13 protein-coding genes and 1 tRNA gene are annotated in these 19988 nt (G+C 51.4%); 5 read left to right on the forward strand and 9 right to left on the reverse strand.

What is annotated here, in order from left to right:
• Positions 1-68 precede the first annotated feature (68 nt).
• Positions 69-2495, forward strand: coding sequence for an NPCBM/NEW2 domain-containing protein (locus T433_RS15690; RefSeq protein ID WP_248616450.1), 2427 nt, complete (start codon positions 69-71; stop codon positions 2493-2495).
• Positions 2496-2914: 419 nt separating this feature from the next.
• Here the strand turns inward: T433_RS15690 and sufD are convergent, their stop codons facing one another.
• Both sufD and sufC read right to left on the reverse strand, forming a co-directional pair.
• Positions 2915-4270, reverse strand: coding sequence for a Fe-S cluster assembly protein SufD (gene sufD / locus T433_RS0100265; RefSeq protein ID WP_027454395.1), 1356 nt, complete (start codon positions 4268-4270; stop codon positions 2915-2917).
• 59 nt (positions 4271-4329) lie between these two features.
• Complete coding sequence (gene sufC / locus T433_RS0100270; protein ID WP_027454396.1) at positions 4330-5085, reverse strand: Fe-S cluster assembly ATPase SufC; 756 nt, start codon at positions 5083-5085, stop codon at positions 4330-4332.
• 146 nt (positions 5086-5231) lie between these two features.
• Between sufC and T433_RS0100275 the strand changes: the two genes are divergently transcribed.
• A complete protein-coding gene (locus T433_RS0100275) occupies positions 5232-7256 on the forward strand; it encodes a sensor histidine kinase (protein WP_027454397.1) in 2025 nt (674 codons plus the stop codon).
• Positions 7257-7263: 7 nt separating this feature from the next.
• Here T433_RS0100275 and sufB read toward each other — a convergent pair whose 3' ends face one another.
• The 6 genes from sufB to T433_RS0100305 all read right to left on the reverse strand — a co-directional run bounded on the left by sufB (position 7264) and on the right by T433_RS0100305 (position 16393).
• Complete coding sequence (sufB, locus tag T433_RS0100280; RefSeq protein WP_027450706.1) at positions 7264-8709, reverse strand: Fe-S cluster assembly protein SufB; 1446 nt, start codon at positions 8707-8709, stop codon at positions 7264-7266.
• Between the two features lie 65 nt (positions 8710-8774).
• On the reverse strand, positions 8775-9719 hold the full coding sequence (locus tag T433_RS15695) for an RsiV family protein (RefSeq protein WP_081778272.1): 945 nt from the start codon (positions 9717-9719) through the stop codon (positions 8775-8777).
• A 126-nt stretch (positions 9720-9845) separates the two neighbouring features.
• Positions 9846-12713, reverse strand: a complete 2868-nt coding sequence (gene infB, locus T433_RS0100290) for a translation initiation factor IF-2 (RefSeq protein ID WP_027454398.1) — start codon at positions 12711-12713, stop codon at positions 9846-9848.
• A gap of 108 nt (positions 12714-12821) precedes the next feature.
• Positions 12822-14081 carry a transcription termination factor NusA gene (nusA, locus tag T433_RS0100295; RefSeq protein WP_027450708.1) on the reverse strand — a complete coding sequence of 420 codons (1260 nt, stop codon included), beginning with the start codon at positions 14079-14081 and terminating at the stop codon, positions 12822-12824.
• Positions 14082-14094: 13 nt separating this feature from the next.
• A complete protein-coding gene (rimP, locus tag T433_RS0100300) occupies positions 14095-14562 on the reverse strand; it encodes a ribosome assembly cofactor RimP (RefSeq protein WP_027450709.1) in 468 nt (155 codons plus the stop codon).
• 139 nt (positions 14563-14701) lie between these two features.
• The gene (locus T433_RS0100305; protein WP_155808195.1) at positions 14702-16393 is read right to left on the reverse strand and encodes a S41 family peptidase; all 1692 of its coding nucleotides are present in this window, start codon (positions 16391-16393) and stop codon (positions 14702-14704) included.
• A gap of 169 nt (positions 16394-16562) precedes the next feature.
• Between T433_RS0100305 and T433_RS0100310 the strand changes: the two genes are divergently transcribed.
• The 3 genes from T433_RS0100310 (at position 16563) to T433_RS0100320 (ending at position 18559) form a co-directional block, all read left to right on the forward strand.
• Positions 16563-16636: transfer RNA gene (locus T433_RS0100310), tRNA-Asn, on the forward strand.
• A 313-nt stretch (positions 16637-16949) separates the two neighbouring features.
• Positions 16950-17897 carry a hypothetical protein gene (locus T433_RS0100315; protein ID WP_155808198.1) on the forward strand — a complete coding sequence of 316 codons (948 nt, stop codon included), beginning with the start codon at positions 16950-16952 and terminating at the stop codon, positions 17895-17897.
• Entirely contained in the window at positions 17894-18559 is a 666-nt protein-coding gene (locus tag T433_RS0100320; RefSeq protein WP_155808201.1) for an ABC transporter ATP-binding protein, read from the forward strand. Before T433_RS0100315 ends, T433_RS0100320 begins: the two co-directional genes overlap by 4 nt.
• A gap of 28 nt (positions 18560-18587) precedes the next feature.
• On the opposite strand, the gene T433_RS16895 is transcribed toward T433_RS0100320, so the two are convergent.
• Positions 18588-19136, reverse strand: a complete 549-nt coding sequence (locus T433_RS16895) for a DapH/DapD/GlmU-related protein (protein WP_044108884.1) — start codon at positions 19134-19136, stop codon at positions 18588-18590.
• Between the last annotated feature and the right edge of the window lie 852 nt (positions 19137-19988).

Raw genomic sequence — 19988 nt, forward strand, 5'->3', positions numbered from 1 at the left:
TGAAAAAACTAACATTAACAATCATTTCCTTATTTCTTATGCTGAACACTTTGACAGCGCAAGAAGAAATGGCAACCTTTCGCACCTGGGCAATGACGCCCCCTATGGGTTGGAACTCATGGGACTGCTACTACTCATCGGTTACAGAAAAAGAGGTTCTTCAAAATGCACAGTACCTGGTTGACAACGACCTGGTGCGCCACGGATGGGAGTATGTCGTGGTGGACATACGTTGGTACTGCCAACATCCGTCACTGGGCGGTGGCAACTACAACCAGCGCGGCGACCAAGGCTACGTTATCGATGAATACGGACGATATCTGCCCTCACCTACTCGCTTCCCTTCGTGCATGGTCAATGGCAAAAACGAAGGTTTTAAGGCGCTGGCCGACAAGATTCACAAGATGGGATTGAAATTCGGAATCCACATCATGCGTGGCGTTCCCAAATCGGTGGTAGGCAGTAGCTACAAGCTGAAGGGAAGCGAGCAGACAGCCTGGTCGCAGGTTTACAATGGCACAACGTCGCCCTGCACCTGGCTAAAGGACAACCTGCTGGTGAGAAACAACGAAGCTGGTCAGCTGTACTACAACTCTATCATGGATCTGTATGCCGAATGGGGTGTGGACTTCCTGAAGATTGACGACCTGAGTAGGCCGTTCTACACGGACGAGATTCACATGATACGCAAGGCTATAGATCAAACAGGACGCCCCATAGTTCTGTCGCTATCACCTGGAAAAACACAGTATCAGTATGCCGAAGAATGTCTGCAGAATGCCAACATGTGGCGCATGATGGACGATTTGTGGGACAACTGGAGCGCTGTGGATGCCGTTTTCAACGAAGCCAACGAGTGGAGTCAGTATGCCCGACCTGGCAATTATGCCGACTGCGACATGCTGCCATTGGGACAAATTGCCATGACCATTGGCGACCAAGGATTTACGAATGCCGATAAAGGACGGTGGACGCTGCTGACACAGAACGAACAGATGACCATGATGACACTATGGGGCATCTGCCACTCGCCATTATTCTTCGGTGGCGAGATGACCAAGAATGATGCTTTCACGCTGTCGCTGCTGAACAACGAGGAGTATCACCGTATGCATAAATATGGCATCAATGCGCATCAGGTGAACAACGACGAGGACAACGGACGTGTAGTTTGGACGTCTAAAGACCCAGTGACAGGCAACCGCTGGCTGGCTCTGTTCCAACGCGACAACAACCGCTGGATAGCAGGCAACAAGGCGCTCTACAAGTCGGAGACGGTGGCTTACACGACCGACGGTCATGCTGTAAACGTGGATATCGAATGGCCCCAAGGAGCCAAGACCCTTGTTCTGGTTGTTGACGACGGCGGCGACAACTTTAACTACGATCACGGCGACTGGATTAACCCCACACTGGTGCTGCGAGACGGGACCGAGGTTGAACTGACCGGCACCTACAAGACGCGTCAATACACCAAGTCGTACTTTAACCGCGTGTATGAGAACAAGAACGTGGACCATGGTGGAAAGATGAAGGTGATGGGCACGACCTATGATCGCGGTTTCTCGACAGATGCCAATGCGGCTATTTTCTTCACGATACCCGACAACATGGATGTGGTTCGCTTTAAAGCAATGGCTGCTGCCGATGACTCTGGCATCGGACAGACGGGCGCCACAACTTCCGTGAGGTTTATGGTGTTCGACCAAAACCCATTGACCGACGAACAAGAGGATTATGCCGCGCGCTCTGGTCTTATCTCACGCACTGGCACCAAGTCGAAAGTGCTTGAAGCCGACATAACAGATGCCGAGCAACTGAAAATCTTTGTGAGCAACTATGGCGATGGTTTTGCCTACGACCGTGCCGATCTGATTAATCCCGTCTTGATTGATGCCGATGGAAACGAGACTTCATTGACCACATTAAGCCATAATTCGTATAGCTCGGAGTGGGGTTCTTTACACGTCAACAAAAATGTGGAAGGAAATACGCTGCGCGTTGATGGCGTGAACTATGAGACAGGACTGGGGCTCAACGGTCAGTGTACCTTAGTTTACAACCTGCCAGAGGGGCATCAGTTCAAAACCTTTAGGGCATTATGCGGTTATGATTCCAGCTGCGACACAGACAACCCATCGACCACGGGGACTACCATGGAGTTTTTCTTCTATGTCACAAAGAATGATAGCTACGATGTTGACCTGACACAGTTTGGATATTCGGCCGACGAAGACATCCCGCTTTACGACATTTGGGCAAAGAAGGATGTGGGCACCGTCAGCGGCACGCTGAAGACCAAGGTGCCCAGTCACGGCGTGAAACTGTTCAGATTGGGCAACACGCCTGTGCCTTCGGCAATCAAAGACACGCAGAAGGGGACGGCTACAAACCTGATACACAGCGACAAGTATTTCGATCTGAACGGCAGAGAAACAGCCAAGCCGCAGTCGGGCATATACATAACAAATGGGAAAAAGGTCATCAGCAGATGACCTTTTTTCTTTCCCCCCACATCCCGAGCAGTCCTCCTACAACTTCATACAGCCACTTTCATCATCCTGGAGCGGAAGTATTAAACCGTCAAACGGACACGATGAAACGACAACAGTAAAACAATGGTGTTGATTCCAGCCCCTGGAAAACTTGTTTTTAGCCCCTGGACGCATCATTTTCAGGGGCTAGAATGGGTGTCTCTAGGGGCTGGATGCGCGCGCTCCAGGGGCTAGATGGACACCAAAAGTGGCACTATTGCAGCGCAAAAGTGGCACTTTGATCTGATAAAAGCGATGGTTTGACGTAACGAAAGTGCCACTTGGGCCACGGCAAACAAACAACTTTCCCGTAACGAAAGCAGCGCTTTGGTTACGGGAAAGCAGCACGTCTGTGACGCGTCAAGGGGGGAAAAGTGCTCTTAGTGACAGAGCTTGCAGCCTTCACACTTGTTCAGTTCGCCACGGAAGCGCTTCTCTACCAAGTGGTGGAGACGGTCGCGGAGGGGTTCGAGCACCATCTTGTCGATGACCTCATTGATGAAGGCATTCTGCAACAGCAGTTTGGCTTCCTGCAGCGAGATGCCGCGCTGGCGCATGTAGAAGAGGGCGGCATCGTTGAGCTGACCTACGGTAGAGCCGTGAGCACACTTCACATCGTCGGCATAGATCTCGAGCATGGGCTGAGTGTACATGCGGGCCTCCTTGGTGGCCGTCAGGTTCTGATTGGTCATCTGCGAAGAGGTCTTCTGCGCACCATGTTCCACCAGCACTCTGCCAGCAAAGGCACCTACGGCCTTGTCGTCGAGCACATATTTGTAAAGTTCGTTAGAGGTACAGTGCGGTACGCGGTGAACGATCAGGGTGTTGTTGTCCACATGCTGCTGCTTGTCAGCTATCACGCAACCATAGCACTGGCACTCGGCACCCTCGCCATTGAAGACCAGGTCGAGGCGGTTGCGCGTGATGCCGTTGTGCAGGGTGATGACATTATGGTTCACACGGCTGTTGGCCTGCTGCGAGATATAGACATTGCTCAGGCGCACATTCTTGTGATGCGTCTCCTCCATGCAGTAGAGGTCGAGCGAGGCGTTCTCGCCGACGCATGCCTCGATGACCTGTGTGGCCAGGAAGTGGCGGTCGTCGGCAGCATGATCGCAAAACAGCATCTTGACCTCGGCACCCTCTTCGACCACAATCAGCACGCGGCGATTGACCATCAGGTCGGGCACCTGGCGTTGGGCGTTCTGGGGGGTGGTTTTCAGGATGTTGATGACCTGAATGGTGCGGTCCACCTTGACATTCCGTGGCACATAGACCAGCAGGCCGTCTTGCGCCAACATGGTGTTGAGTGCCGTGATGCCATCGTCAGAGGTTTTGGCCAACTTGCCATAATACTGGGCCACCACCTCGGGATAGTCGCGCATGGAACCCACGATGACGCCTTCAGGCAGATGCGCCTTGGGCTTGTCGTCGTGGAAGAACATGTCGTTGACCACGAAGTAGAGGCTGGTGCTGAGGTTGGGCACGTCGCAGTGGAAAGCCTCATAGGGATCTACGGGTATCTGCAAGCGGTTGATGTTGACGCCATAGTCGGGCTCAAAGAGCTTCTGCACGTCGGTGTATTTATAGCGCTCCACCTTCTTGCTGGGAAATCCAGCAGACACGAAGTCGCTGAAAGCCTCATCACGCACGGCGTTCATGGGCTCTGGGGCATGCGAGAAAATCAGCTCGCGCGCCTCTTTGTATAATTCTATGTATTGCTGTTCTGACTGCATATCAAGTGTGGTAGCAAAAATCTTCACTCTTCACTTTTCACTCATCACTGGCGTACGAGCTACTCTTCTCCGATCTCTTCCTTAATCCAGTCGTAGCCGTGCTCCTGAATCTGCTTGGCAAGTTCAGGACCGCCAGTCTTCACGATGCGGCCCTTGTAGAGCACATGTACAAACTGCGGACGAATCATTTCGAGCAGACGGTCGTAGTGGGTAATCACGATGCACGACGTCTCGGGCGTCTGCAACTTGTTGACACCCTCGGCCACGATACGCATGGCATCAACGTCAAGACCAGAGTCTGTCTCGTCGAGGATAGAGAGCTTTGGCTCGAGCATGGCCATCTGGAAAATCTCGTTGCGCTTTTTCTCACCACCGCTGAAGCCTTCGTTCACCGAACGGTTGGCCAACTTTGAGTCAAGCTCCACGATCTTGCGCTTCTCGCGCTGCAGCTTCAGGAACTCGGCAGCATTCAGCGGCTCCAGGCCGTGGTACTTGCGCTTCTCGTTGATGGCGGCCTTCATGAAGTTGGTCATCGAAACGCCGGGAATCTCTACAGGATACTGGAACGAGAGAAACAGACCCTCGTGGGCTCTGTCTTCGGGTTTCATCTCCAGCAGGTTCTTACCATTGAAGAAGGCCTCGCCCTCGGTCACCTCATAGAGGGGATTGCCCACCAGCACAGCGCTCAGCGTGCTTTTTCCCGAGCCGTTAGGACCCATAATGGCATGCGTCTCGCCATCATTGATTACCAGGTTGATGCCTTTCAATATCTCCTTCTCACCAATCTTGGCATGCAGATTCTTTACTTCTAACATCTTTTTCTTTCTTTTTGCCTGCAAAGTTACAATTAAGTAGGCACACTACAAAAGAAAAAATCATAAAATAAGAAAAATAATTAGCTTTGTTTTATGCTCGTCTAACCTTTTTATTGTATCTTTGCAATCATAAAGACAACAAGACTATGAATCTACTACGAATAACAAAACACTCCATATATGCACTGACCATCATGGCTGCCGTGCTGGTGCTACTGACAGCATGCAACAGCACGCAGGCTGAGCAGACCATCATCGTGAAGGCCGACTCGCTGATGAACGAGGCCTACCTGAGGCACGACTACGACTCGGTCTTGTTGCTGGCAGACCGCTTTGAGGCGAATCATGAGATGACACCCATGAAGGTGCACTACTGGCGCGGCTATGCCTACTCCAGACAGAAGAGGGTGAGACTGGCCGAGAAACAGTGGCGCAAGGCGTTCGAGATCAGTATCGACACCGACGAGGACATGGACTACTATGCCAAGTGCGCCAACCGCCTGTCGGGACTGCTGCTGGTGAAGGGCGACCAGGATGCCATCATGAAGGACATCGTGCCAGCCATGCAGCGACTGAAAGAAGTCAAGAAAGACAATAGCACAGACTTTGCCTTTATGCAGGTGGCCGTGGGATGCTGCCAACTGCAACTGGGCAACCCGAAGGATGCAACCGACGATTTCGAGGATGCCTACAAAAAATATCTCGACATCATCCGAAAAGACCCGAGCATCAGCAACTTCACCAGTGCCATCGTGGGCGTTATCAACATCACCGAACAGAACCTGGCAGCCAAAAACTATCAGGATGCTAACGACTGGACGGAGCACTTCGCCGAACTGCTGCAGCAATACATGCTGCTGCCTGCACCCAACAAGGTGTTCCTCGACAAGCAGCTGGGACGACTCAACTTATACCGTGCCAGTGCTCTGGAAGGACTGGGACACAAGGCTGAAGCCAAGGCGGCATACAACAGGGCCATGATGACCAACTATGCGAAGAGCGCCGAAGGACAGTATGAGGCCATCAGCTACCTGATGACGGCACAGCGCTGGCAGGAGGCTGCACGCAATTTCGAACGTCTGGACGAGCTGAATCAGCGCTATGAACGCACACTGTCGCTGGAATACTTGCACAACTTCCTGCTGCCGAAGTATCAGGCCAACATCAATGCGGGCAAGATAGACTCGGCACTGGCCGTAGGTACAAAGATCTACGTGGAACTGGACTCGGCCATCGCCCGCATGCAGCGCGACGATGCTGCAGAGCTGGCAATGCTCTACAACACGCAACAGAAAGAGACAGAACTGGCTGAACAGAAGGCGCAGATGGAGCGTCATCGCTTCTGGAACCTGGTGGTGGTGTTTGCCATCTTCAACATTGGTTTCTTCTTGATTCACTACCTACGCATGCAGTCGTCCAAACGACTGAAGAAAGCCTACCTGCAACTGGAAGAAGCTAACGAGCGAACCAAGGAGGCATCGCGCATGAAGACGTCGTTCATCCAGCAGATATCGCATGAGATACGTACACCTCTGAACATCCTTTCAGGTTTCACGCAGGTCATCACAACACCTGGCATGGAACTGGACGAGGAGACACGTAAGGACGTGAACCAGAAGATTATTGAGAATACCAACCGCATCACGGGATTGGTGAACAAGATGCTGGAGCTGAGCGATGCCAACAGCAAAACGGTGTTGGACCGCAACGACCATATCCCTGCCCTACAGGTGGTGGCCCTGGCCATGGATAGTTTCTCAAACACGGAGAAATACAAGATTCCCATCGACCTGGAACTGGGCGAAGGCACCGACAGCCTGATGATTACCACCAACGAGCAGGCAGCCAGACGTGCGCTGACGCTGCTCCTCGACAATGCTGAGAAATTTACGAAAGAAGGAAAAATCACGTTGAAGACGGAAGTTGACGACAAGCAGGTTCGCTTCATCGTGGAAGATACAGGTATCGGCATACCTGCTGACAAGGCCGAGGTGATCTTCGAAGAGTTCGTGCAATTGGACGACTACTACGAAGGTACCGGCATCGGTCTGACCGTGGCACGCAGTCTTTGTCGCCGTCTGGAAGGCGAAATCGTGCTCGACACCAGCTATACCGGCGGAGCACGATTTATCATGACGCTGCCCTTAGACAGCCCACAGTCGCAAAATTAAGTTTGATTTATCCCACAGTGCCTTCGAGCGATACGCTGAGCAGCTTCTGGGCCTCAACAGCAAACTCCATGGGAAGTTTCTGAATGACTTCCTTGGCATAGCCGTTGACAATCAGACCCACAGCCTGTTCGGTGGGGATGCCACGCTGATTGCAGTAGAGCAACTGATCCTCGGAGATCTTAGACGTGGTGGCTTCGTGCTCGAAGATGGCGGTATCGTTGTGCACATCCATGTAGGGGAAGGTATGAGCGCCACAGTCTGAGCCCAGCAGCAGCGAGTCGCAGCTGGAGTAGTTGCGGGCATTGTCGGCCGTAGCAGCCGCACGCACCAGTCCGCGGTAGGAGTTCTGTGAATGACCGGCGGAGATACCTTTTGAAATTATAGTTGACTTCGTGTTCTTACCAATATGTATCATCTTGGTACCGGTGTCGGCCTCTTGGTAGTTGTTGGTCACAGCGACACTGTAGAACTCTGCCACGCTATTATCTCCACGCAGGATACATGAGGGATATTTCCACGTAATGGCCGAACCGGTCTCTACCTGTGTCCACGACAACTTAGAGTCAACGCCGCGCAGGTCTCCACGCTTGGTCACCAGGTTCAGCACACCACCCTTACCATTCTCATCGCCCGGATACCAGTTCTGCACCGTAGAGTATTTCACCTCGGCACGGTTCATCACGATAATCTCGACGATGGCAGCATGAAGCTGGTTCTCGTCGCGCATGGGAGCCGTACAGCCCTCGAGATAGCTGACATAGCTATCGTCGTCGGCAATGATCAGTGTGCGTTCAAACTGACCGGTGTTACGGGCGTTGATGCGGAAATACGAGCTGAGCTCCATGGGGCAACGGACACCCTTGGGGATATATACAAACGAACCATCGCTGAACACGGCCGAGTTGAGCGCAGCAAAGAAGTTGTCCTTATAGGGCACCACGGTGCCTAAGTACTGGCGCACCAGGTCGCCATGCTCCTTGATGGCCTCACCGATGGAGCAGAAGATAACGCCCTTTTCGCGCAGTTTCTCTTTGAAGGTGGTCTTCACGCTGACCGAGTCCATGATAGCATCGACAGCCGTATTGCCAGAAAGAGCAAGACGTTCTTCCAAGGGTATGCCCAGCTTGTCGAAGGTTTTCTCCAGCTCCGGGTCTATCTTGCCGTCGCCCTCGGGCTTCTTGGCCATGGGATCGGCATAGTATGAGATGGCCTGATAGTCAATCTCGGGCACGTGTACATGTCCCCACTTGGGTTCCTGTTGCTCCTGCCAGTAGCGGAAGGCCTTCAGGCGGAACTCCAGCATCCACTCAGGTTCTCCTTTTTTCTGCGAGATGAGGCGCACGATGTCCTCGTTCAGTCCCACAGGAATAATTTCTGTATGTACATCGGTGGTAAAACCGAACTCATACTTCTGTTCGGCTACCTGTCGTACAAATTGATTCTTTTCTTCCATCACATTTTCCTTTCGCCTGCAAAATTACAATAAAAGTGCGAAATCCTTGTCTCTTTACCCTTGTTTTATTTCAAATAGTCCTTCAACAGGTTGAGGGCATCGTCGGTGAGAAACGGCTTGATCTTGCTGTAGGGCACCACAAACGACGGCATGCCATCGGCATAGCACGCTATCTCGTACTGGCCATAGCAGAACAGCAGTCCCTCGCTGGTGGGACAAGGTTGCCACAGGGGCAGGGGTATCTGACGCTTCGGACCGTCGAAAGGCAGTTGCAAGCGCTCAAACAGTTCGTCGGTGGTCATCGGCTGCTCGCCGGCCTCGCTGTAGTATTGCTTCAGTCCTTCCACGAGCAGTGGCTGCATGGCCACCACACGGGTGGTATCTACAAACTGACTGACGACATGTCCATCTGTCTTGTCAAAGGTGATATAGCCATCGCCGCCCATACCTCCGTGCGCACCACCGGTGTAGGTATAGTCTTGCGACAAGAAGACAACGTAGTTCAGCGTGTCGGCCGTCTTCAGCAACTTGTACTCATAGCCCCAGTTGGGCAAGTCGTTCAGCGCCTCTGATTTCTGCTCGGGTGTGAGCGTCGTGTCCTCTTCGAGATAGCGCTTACGCTCACCGATGTCGTTGGCTGAAAGCGTGTCGAGCAGCAGCATGGTCTCCTTGAAATAGTACTTCAGCTGTGTGGCAGCATCGTCGCTGTCTCCATGATAGAGCGGATAGGCGCGTCTACCCTCGTAGGAGGTCACATAACTGAGGCGGTCGCCAACAAGCTGGAGCAGGTAGCTACGCATCTTTGTCGTCACCTCATCGGCTGCCTCGGGCAACTCGATGTTGATGGTGAGGTAAGCATTGTCGGCAGAATCAGCATAGTCAAAGTGCTCGGAAACCACAACCACACTATCAGCGTCGGCCGAAGTGCCCTCGCCACCCTTCTGCTGCGAACAAGCACACATCAGGGTCAGCCATACCACTGTCAAGACAAAAAGACAACTCTTCTTCATTTGCAGTCTGTCAGATACTAAATTTGCAGTCAATCGAATACTGAATTTACATCAGTCAGATTCTAAAAGCGATTAAAATCCCGAACAGACGGAACCATTCGGGATTTTAGTATAGTGTTGCTGGTTTTACAGCTTCTGCTCCACCTCAATCTCGGTGAAGGTCTCAATCATATCACCAGCCTGGATATCGTTGAAGTTGACGAGCGAGATACCACACTCCAGTCCGGTGGCTACCTCCTTAGCGTCGTCCTTATAGCGCTTCAGCGCATCGATATTGGCTGTATGGATCACGATACCATCACGGATGACGCGGGCCTTATCCTTGTTGTGTACCTTACCTTCGACAACCAAGCCACCGGCAACAGTACCAACCTTCGAGATCTTGAATACCTGCTTCACCTCGATCATACCGCTGATCACTTCCTTCTTCACCTTGTCAAGCATACCCTGCATGGTTGACTTAACCTCGTCAATAGCATCGTAGATGATTGAATAGGTGTTGATCTCCACGCCCTCGCGCTCGGCCAGTCGGCGTGCCTCACTAGAAGGACGCACCTGGAAGCCTACGATGATAGCATCTGATGCAGAAGCCAGCATGACGTCGTTCTCTGAAATCTGACCCACGGCCTTGTTGATCACGTTCACCTGTACCTTCTCAGTAGAAAGCTTGATGAACGAGTCAGACAGAGCCTCGATAGAACCGTCGGTATCACCCTTGACGATGATGTTAAGCTCGTGGAACTCACCCAGAGCAATACGGTGTGAGATCTCATCCAGACCCACGGTCTTGGTGGTGCGCAACGACTGTTCGCGCTGCAGCTGAGTACGCTTGTTGGCAATATCGCGAGCCTCCTGTTCGCTGTCCATCACGTGGAAAGAGTCACCGGCAGTAGGAGCGCCGTTGAGACCCAGGATGATGGCAGGCTCGGCAGGACCGGCCTGGTTGATGCGCTGGTTACGCTCGTTGAACATGGCCTTCACCTTACCCCAGGCAGTACCTGCGATAACGACGTCGCCGACCTTCAGCGTACCGTTGGATACGAGTACGGTAGAAACATAGCCACGACCCTTGTCCAGTGAGCTCTCAATGATAGAACCTGTGGCCTTACGGTTAGGATTAGCCTTCAGGTCGAGCATCTCAGCCTCGAGCAATACCTTCTCCAGCAGCTCATCGACACCGATACCCTTCTTGGCACTGATCTCCTGACACTGGTACTTACCACCCCACTCTTCTACAAGCAGGTTCATGTTGGCCAGGTCCTCACGAATCTTATCGGGGTTAGCACCGGGCTTATCAATTTTGTTGATGGCGAACACCATAGGCACGTTGGCAGCCTGAGCATGGGCGATGGCCTCCTTGGTGGTGGGCATCACCGAGTCATCGGCAGCCACAATGATGATAGCAATATCGGTTACCTGAGCACCACGGGCACGCATGGCGGTGAAGGCCTCGTGACCTGGTGTATCCAGGAACGTGATCTGACGGCCATCCTTCAACTTCACGTTGTAGGCACCGATGTGCTGCGTGATACCGCCGGCCTCACCTGCAATCACGTTGGTGTTGCGGATATGGTCGAGCAGCGAGGTCTTACCATGGTCAACGTGTCCCATCACTGTAACGATAGGAGCACGAGAGATCAGGTCGTTCTCGTCGTCCTGTTCCTCGGTGATAGCTTCCTGTACCTCGGCACTTACATATTCTGTGGTGAATCCGAACTCCTCGGCCACCAGGTTGATGGTCTCGGCATTCAGACGCTGGTTGATACTTACCATGATACCTACAGACATGCAGGTACCGATAACCTTAACCACGGGCACGTCCATCATCGTAGCCAGCTCAGAGACGGTCACGAACTCGGTCAGCTTCAGCACCTTGCTCTCTGCTGCCTGTGACTCCATCTCTTCCTGCATACGTTCGGCCACTGCATCGCGCTTCTCCTTACGGTACTTAGCGCCTTTCTTGTTCATGGTGGTCTTCGAGGTCAGACGAGCCAGCGTCTCTTTTACCTGACGTGCTACATCCTCTTCGTTGGCCTCCAGTGGCTTGGTAGCCATGCGGTTCTTGTTCTTCTTGTTCTTACCGCCCTGCTGGCCGTTGTCCGAGAAGTTCTGGTTGCCGCCCTTGTTCTTCTTCTTGGCGTTGCCCTGCTGATTCTGCTGCTGTTGCTTAGCAGCCTCCTCGATATCTACCTTACCGGTACGGATGCGCTCGCGCTTGCGCTTCTCGCCATTCTGCTGGGCGTTGCCGCCGTGCATCTGGGCAGACTTCTCTTCGCGCTGCTTGCGCTTTTCCTCCTTGGTCTTCTTCTTAGGACGAGTGCTCTGGTTCAGTGCAGACAAGTCAATCTTGCCCAGCACGTTCACCTTTGGAGCCAGTTTGGCCTCACTCTTCAGCGTGAAGATACCAGAGTCTTTATTGGTCTCGGATTCCTTTTCAGCCTTCACCTCTACAGTCTTTTCCTCAGCCTGCTCCACCTCGTTAGTCTCTTCTACGACCTTAACGGGCTCGGGCTTCTTCTCTACGACCTTTACTGGTTCGGGCTTCACCTCCTCCTTGACGGGAGCAGGAGTTTCCTCCTTCACGGGCGTCTCCTCTACCTGGCTTTCGGCAGCAGCCTTTGGTTCGGGTTCGCTCACTGGTTTTGCAACAGGTGCGGGCTTCGGTTTGTTCAAGCTATCCAGGTCAATCTTGCCCAGCGGTTTGAACTGCTGGCGATGCTCTGAATGCTCCTCAGTCTGTTCCCTTGCAGGTTTCTCAGCCTTCTCTGACTTCTTCTCCTTTTTCTTGGGGAAGAGCATGTCGGCCTGCGTCTTCACGGCTTTATCGGTGCTAAACTCTCGCACCAGGGCTTCATACTGTTCGTCTGAAATCTTGGTGTTGAAAGTAGCATCGTCGCGAATTTCGCCCAGACTCTTTTTATTCTTTAGGAAATCAACTGCCGTCTGAAGTCCTATGTTCAGTTCTGTTAAAACTTTATTTAATCTAACTCCCATAATCTAAGGTAAAAGTGAATAGTGAGAAAGTGAAAGATAAGCTTTCGTTCTTCACAATCACTTGATTTCTTTTTTCTTTTTTATTGTTTAATTGTCACCGTAGCCTTCTTATTCGAATTCCGAACGAAGTACTTCAAGCATCTGATCGACGGTCTCTTCCTCGAGGTCGGCCTTCTCAATGAGCAACTCACGGGGAGCGTTCAGTACCTCCTTGGCGGTGTCGTAACCCAGTGCCTTGATGGCATCGATAACCCACTGGTCGATCTCATCGCTGAACTCGTCGAGGTAGATATCCTCGTCGCTCTCACCCTCGTTAACCACGCGGAATACGTCGATGGTATGCTCGGTCAGCATAGAGGCCAACTTGATATTCATACCGCCCTTACCGATGGCGAGTGAAACTTCCTCAGGCTGCAGGTAAACCTCGGCCTTGCTGTTCTCCTCGTCCAGGTTGATGCTGGTAACCTTGGCAGGTGCCAGTGCGCGCTGAATAAACAGCTGTACGTTGCTGGTGTAGTTGATCACGTCGATATTCTCGTTGCAGAGCTCGCGAACGATGCCATGCACACGACTACCCTTCACACCTACGCAAGCACCTACTGGATCGATACGATCGTCGAAGCTCTCTACGGCCACCTTGGCACGTTCTCCTGGCATGCGGGCCACCTTGCGGATAGCAATCAGTCCGTCGGCAATCTCGGGAACCTCGGCTTCCAACAGGCGCTTCAGGAACTCAGGACTGGTGCGGCTCAGCATGATGCGGGGGTTGTTGTTGTCGTTGTTCACCTCCTTCACCACGGCACGCACGGTCTCACCCTTGCGGTAGCTGTCTGCAGGAATCTGCTCGGCCTTCAGCAGGTGAAGCTCGTTGCCCTCGTCGTCCATCAGCAGCACTTCGCGCTTCCAGATCTGATAAACCTCGCCGCTAACGATGGTGCCCACCTTGTCCTTGTACTTCTGGTACAGGGCATCGTGGTCAAGTTCCAGAATCTTTGAAGCCAGTGTCTGACGCAGGTTCAGGATGGCACGGCGACCAAACTTAGTGAAGTCCACCTCCTCGCTCACTTCCTCGCCTACCTCATAGTCGGGCTCAATCTTCAAGGCCTCAGACAGTGCGATCTCCTTGTTCTCGTCCTTCACCTCACCGTCTTCTACAACGATACGGTGGCGATGAATCTCGAAGTCACCCTTGTCGGGGTTCACGATTACGTCGAAGTTCTCGTCAGAACCAAACATCTTTGCCAGTACGTTACGGAAGCTTTCCTCCAGTACGCTCACCAGTGTGGTGCGATCTATGTTCTTGGTCTCTTTAAATTCCTGGAAGGTCTCAAACATGCTGGGACCCTTCTCTTCTTTCTTAACTGCCATTATTCTTTTGTTTTTATTTGAATGCTAACACATATTTCGTTGACTTCACCTCGTCCATTGAGAACTGCTTGTCAACTTCCACTTTCACAGGGCGCTTCTTGCCCTCAGGTACTTGTTTCTCGAGCACCGTCACCGTGAACTGACGACCCTCAACGGCCTTCAGCACACCCGTCAGCTTCTTGCCATCGGCGGTCAGCACCTCTACCTCGTCACCGACGTGGTTCAGGTATTGCTGCTCCACCTTGAAGGGCTGGCCGATACCAGCCGAACCTACTTCCATCTCATACTCGCCCAGCTCTTCGCCCAGCTTGTCCTGCAGAAAGCGGCTCAGCTCTGCACAATCTTCAATCCAGACACCGTCTGCATGATCAATCTCAATAGCAATACGATCGCCATCCATCTGGATGTCTACCAGGAAGTAGTTGCCTTTCTCCGTCAGCCACTCTTCCACTAATGTCTTTACTGTCTCTTTCGTTATCATTTAACGTCAATTTATAAAGAAATGAGAGACCCTTTCGAGTCTCTCATTCCACTGAACGGGTGCAAAGATAATACTTTTTCCCGAACTAAACAAATATTTACTATGTTTTTTATGCTAACTGCTTAAAAAACTTATAGTTTCACTTCTTCTGAGGTTCAAGAATCTTCTTCATTTCATCCTCCGACTTCAGGATGCGAACAGCCTCTTTCAACTGTTTGTCGTAGGCCAGTCCGGCCTCGATGCTACCCTTCTGATAGTAGAAGGCCGAGATAATGTCCAGCTCTATCATCTGCTGAATGGTGGCGCGATGCTTATCCAACTGGCTGGCCACGTCGTGCTGCAGCTTCTTCTCCAACACGTCGAAGGCATCCTTTGCTTCGTCATAGTAGCCCTCGAACTTGGCTGCTTTGACCAGCTCGTCAAACTGCTTTTTGCTCATAGCATCGTAGGTAAAGCCACTCTTCACCACGCGCTCTTTAAATTCCTGCCAGTCTTGTTCCGTGAGGTGGAACGCTCGTGGAGCAGCTATCTGCGGGTGCTTGGCGATGTAGTCCACCACATAGTCGAACATCACCTCGGTGGAATCCAGTCCGCCCACCGACAGGTAGTACACGATATTAGGCATCGTGTCGTTCTTCACCTCTACGTCGGGCTTGATGCCACCGCCATCGCGCACCTCTCGACCATTACGGGTGTAGAACACGTGCGTCAGCGAGTCGGCGATGCGCTCCTTATAGCCCCCACCCTCACCACGCTTGTAGTTGATGGCCTGAATGCAACGGCCCGAGGGGATATAGTATTTCGACGTGGTAATCTTTACATTAGTATTATAGGGCAGATCCATAGGCACCTGCACCAATCCTTTACCGTACGTACGCGTACCTATAATGATTGCACGGTCTAAATCCTGCAGCGAGCCACTCGTAATCTCCGATGCCGAGGCCGTCTCGCCGTTCACCAGCACCACCAAAGGCATCACCGTGTCCACGGGCTCCAGTCTCGTCTTGTATACGCGGTTGGCCTGACGCACCTTGCCGCGGTTCTCCACCACGGTCTGTTCCTGTGGTACCCACAGGTTCACTATATCCACGGCCTCCATCTCGCTGCCGCCACCATTGCTGCGCAGGTCAAACACCAGCGCCTCGGCGCCCTGCTTCTTCAGTTCCACAAAGGCACGGCGCACCCCTTTGGCGCAGCCCTCCGTAAACTGGTTCAGGTTGATATAGCCTATCTTCTTTTCCTCATCGGCCAGCATGCCGTAGTAGGGCAACTCGGGCAGTTTGATGTTTTTACGCGTGATCTTAAACTTCATCACCTTTCCTGTCGAGGGGCGCTTCACCTTTAATATAAAGCTCGTACCGGCATCGCCACGCAGATGCGAACTGACGTAGCTCACCTGCTTGTCGGTCATCACCGAGTCGTCTATCGCCAAAATGATATCACCCTTCTTCACGCCAGCCTCAGCAGCAGGCATTCCCTCGTAGGGCTCGTCTATCACCACACGCTTCAGGCCCAGATGATACTTTATCATAGCACCGATACCCGCATACTTACCTGTCAGCATCATCTGCAGGTTCTTGGTCTCGGTCTCAGGATAGTATTCGGTATAGGGGTCCAGCGAGCGCAGCATGCCATCAATGGCAGCCGTCATCGTCTGCTGGGGGTTCAGTGTGTCCACATAGAACAAGTCCAGATTGCTGTACAGGGCATTAAAAATATCCATGCTTTTGCCCACCTCAAGGTTATGGTTTGCTTGCGCCAAACCTATCGTTTGCTGACAGCAAAGCACAACTATGCTCAGCAATAAGCGTTTCATCAGCTTCGTCATCATACTCTTTATTATTTCTTTTTCGACTGCAAATTTACACCTTTGCCACCAAAAACGGGCGAAAAGCAGTAACTTTTTGCAAAAAATTCGCTTTTCTCGCAAATTTTTCTCGAAAAAGTTTGCGTAATTAAAAAAAACGTCTTACCTTTGCACCCGCAAACAAGCAAACACTGCTTCAGTAGCTCAGTTGGTTAGAGCACCTGACTGTTAATCAGGGGGTCGTTGGTTCAAGCCCATCCTGAAGCGCGAAATCCTCAACTTCGGTTGAGGATTTTTTGTTTGTAGCAAAATTGAAATGAACAAGCAAACACTAAACCATTGAAAGTTGATCTTTAAGCATTGACCCAATAAAAGTAGCCGTTTTGTGTAGCAAAAGCTGCTGTTTCAGCGTCTAATAGTTATGGTATTGCATCGCAATTCGGTAAGTATTGCAAAGCAGCCAGAGTCTGGAAACAGAGCGACAGCCGAACTATTGGCCCCCGAAAGCCATCCACCAGGCCGGCGAAACGCCGAGAATTGGCAGTCCATTCGGCTCAAATTGGAATCAAGAAGATATAACATGAACGATATACTAAAACTATATTTCACACTGAGAGTGAAACGCCTTTGGCGAATGATCAAGGAACTGGGATTCGTGGCCATCCCAGCCATACTACTTCTTCTGTTCCTGTCAGCATACATGATTTCAGGACTCATCGCCTCCCCCATCTACTACAGTGTGGCACTTTATGCCCTCTTGTTGCCTGGGCTTCATTTCGTGCGTGGCGATGCTGCATTCCTCTATGCCCTTTTCGGCGTGAAGCAGACGCAGCTATTGTTTACCATAGAATACGCGCTGCTATCAATCCCCTTTCTATGTTTCTTCCTCTTCCGCGGCGAGCTTTGGGCCACAGCAATCCTACTGCTACCTCTGCCGATGGTGTACGCGATACCGAGCGGAGGCTTCTCTTTGCGTCTTCCCACATTCCCTTGCCTGACCTCCGGCAGCTACGAGTACCATCGGGCCGGACGCCTGTCCCTACCTCTATTCTTATTGCTCATGGCTGGCGGAGCGATTGGTGCATACATCGGGAATCGGAATCTGGTAGTGGCAGTCAGTCTGATTGCGGCTACAGTCATGAGCATGCTGTTGATGCGCGAGTGGCATGTGGAGTATCTGTTTCACTACAAGAGTGCCTTGAGGTTTCTCTGGCTGAAACTCCTTTTCGCCCTGAGAAACGCGTGCATCATCTTCCTACCGTTTATAGTATGCCTACTATTGGTCGATTTCAGTTTAGGAGCATTATATTATCTTGGCGCCATCCTACTGTTGTTTCAAGTGGAGATGCTATGCCTGTTGAGCGGCAGAGCCAACGGCGGCAATGACATCATATCAGCGTTTGCGTTTATGGTCCTGAATGCCATATTCTTCGCCTCACTGATCGTGCCACTCGTCATGCCGTTCTCTATCGTCACATCGGTAGTCCTGGCTTATTATGCCTATTCAGTAATAAAAAGATTAAAATGATGATAGAAGTTAAGAACTTGACCAAGAAATACGGCAAGTCAACCATCGTTGACGACTTTAGCCATTCCTTCTGCGAAGGCAAGGTATATGGAATCATGGGCGAGAACGGAGCAGGCAAAAGCACTCTGTTCAGATGTATTGCCGGCATCGAATCATACGATGGCACCGTCGTCATCGGCGAGAACTGCCAGGTAGGCTATATGAACGACACGCCCTTCTTCTACTCATACGTCACCGGCATGGAGCACATTGAGTTCTGTCTTCGCGCCAAAGGAAAGGACGTTAGCCGTGAGGCCATCAACAAACTGAATGACAAGTTTGCCCTGCCCCTCCATAAATATGCCAGCAGATACTCCTTAGGCATGAAAAAGCGACTGATGCTGCTGGTGCTCATGCTTCAAGACAACGACGTCGTCATCATGGACGAGCCATTCAACGGCATAGACCTTGCCGGCACCATCGTTCTCCGTCAGTGGCTAAAGGAGTTGAAGACCAAGGGAAAGTGCGTCATCCTATCCTCGCACATCATCTCCGCCATCTCTGACATCTGCGACGAGATCACCTACATTCACAAGGGCAAGGTCGTCGCCGACTTCTCCGGCATGTCTGCCGACTCCATCGAGCACCACATCCTCGAAGAATACCTTTCGGCTGGCGACTAGGGCATGGACCTTATGTTGGTTAGATCTGTCACTTAATTCTTTTAATGATTCGGGCGGGGTTGCCGCCTACTACGACGTTGTCGGGCACATCTTTGGTTACAACCGCGCCAGCGGCAACAACGGCATTTTTTCCAATGGTAACACCCGGACAGATGATGGCGCCGATGCAAATCCAGGCATTCTCTTTGATGGTCACTTGTCCAAAATGGAACAAGTTGTGCCGGTCGTACAGGTCATGATCTACCGTAGCAATCTTAACCTCGGGACCTATCAGCACATGGTCTTCTATCACCACCCTGCCTGGCGAGAGAATCGTAGTTCCCTTGTTGATGGTTATATGCTTTCCTATAGTCATCCTGCAGCCGCAATCACAATAGAACGGTGAAACGATAGCTACACTATCATCAACCTCACACCGAAATAGTTCTTCCAACAAGCCCTTATAATCAGGATCAGTTGGTTTCTTGGAGGAAATTTTCAGGCATAGTTCATGACTACGTATCATTTCAGCTTCCACTTCTCGCATCCGAGGGTCATCGTGGTAGCCGGATCCTGTGGCATCAATTACGTCAAACATACCATTTACTGTTTAAAAAAGAATATGATTCATTCTCTTACGCTATTCATCAATTCTGCTGCAAATATAAACAATATTTCCAAATAAATCAGACAGATGAGATAAAAAAGCGAAAAAACTGAAGTAAACCCAAGAAGCTACGTTCTACTTCTTGGGCTCACTTTAAACCTATCCCTATAATCTTCGCTTATTCTTCCACGATATTCGTGAAACGTTTCCAATAACTTTCTTTATAAGCATTGAGGCAACCTGACGGAACATACAAGGTAGCGGAAGAATACGTTTTTTTCCTCGAATATGTATATAATAGGAGGGAAAATAAATTAAAATAAGCCCTTTTGACCCGCTATCGCGGCACTTTGGCGGTGCTGCTTTGGCGCTTTGGCGAGGCGAAAGTGTAGGTATGGCGGGGCGTCTAGCCCCTGGAAATGTGCTTTCTAGCCCCTAGATGAGAGACATCTAGCCCCTGGATGCGGGCTGTCTAGGGGCTGAAATGGAGCTGGCCAGGGGCTAGAACGGGACCAAAAGTGGCACTCTTGCAAGTCAATAGTGGCACTTTTGCAGATCAATAGCGCCACTATTGCGTGGTGATAGGGGTGCTTTTGGGGAGTAAGAGCGGCACTACCGCGTGTGGGAAGTAGAGCTTTGCGGGGGCATTGCAGACGCAAAACTTTCACATCGGGCTTTCTATTTGGGGTCTAACTTTCAATTTGCAAGAAAAAGGGGTACGAATATAACAGATTGTTATTTTTGATAAAAAAGAAGATTAAATGTGTTTCACTGCGAAGTGATTTACTTTCTTATTGTCGTACCTTTGCAGCGAATTCATTGCAAAGTGTAATTTAATGTGTA

This window comes from Xylanibacter brevis ATCC 19188 (assembly GCF_000621725.1).
In the GTDB taxonomy this organism is placed as follows: domain Bacteria; phylum Bacteroidota; class Bacteroidia; order Bacteroidales; family Bacteroidaceae; genus Prevotella; species Prevotella brevis.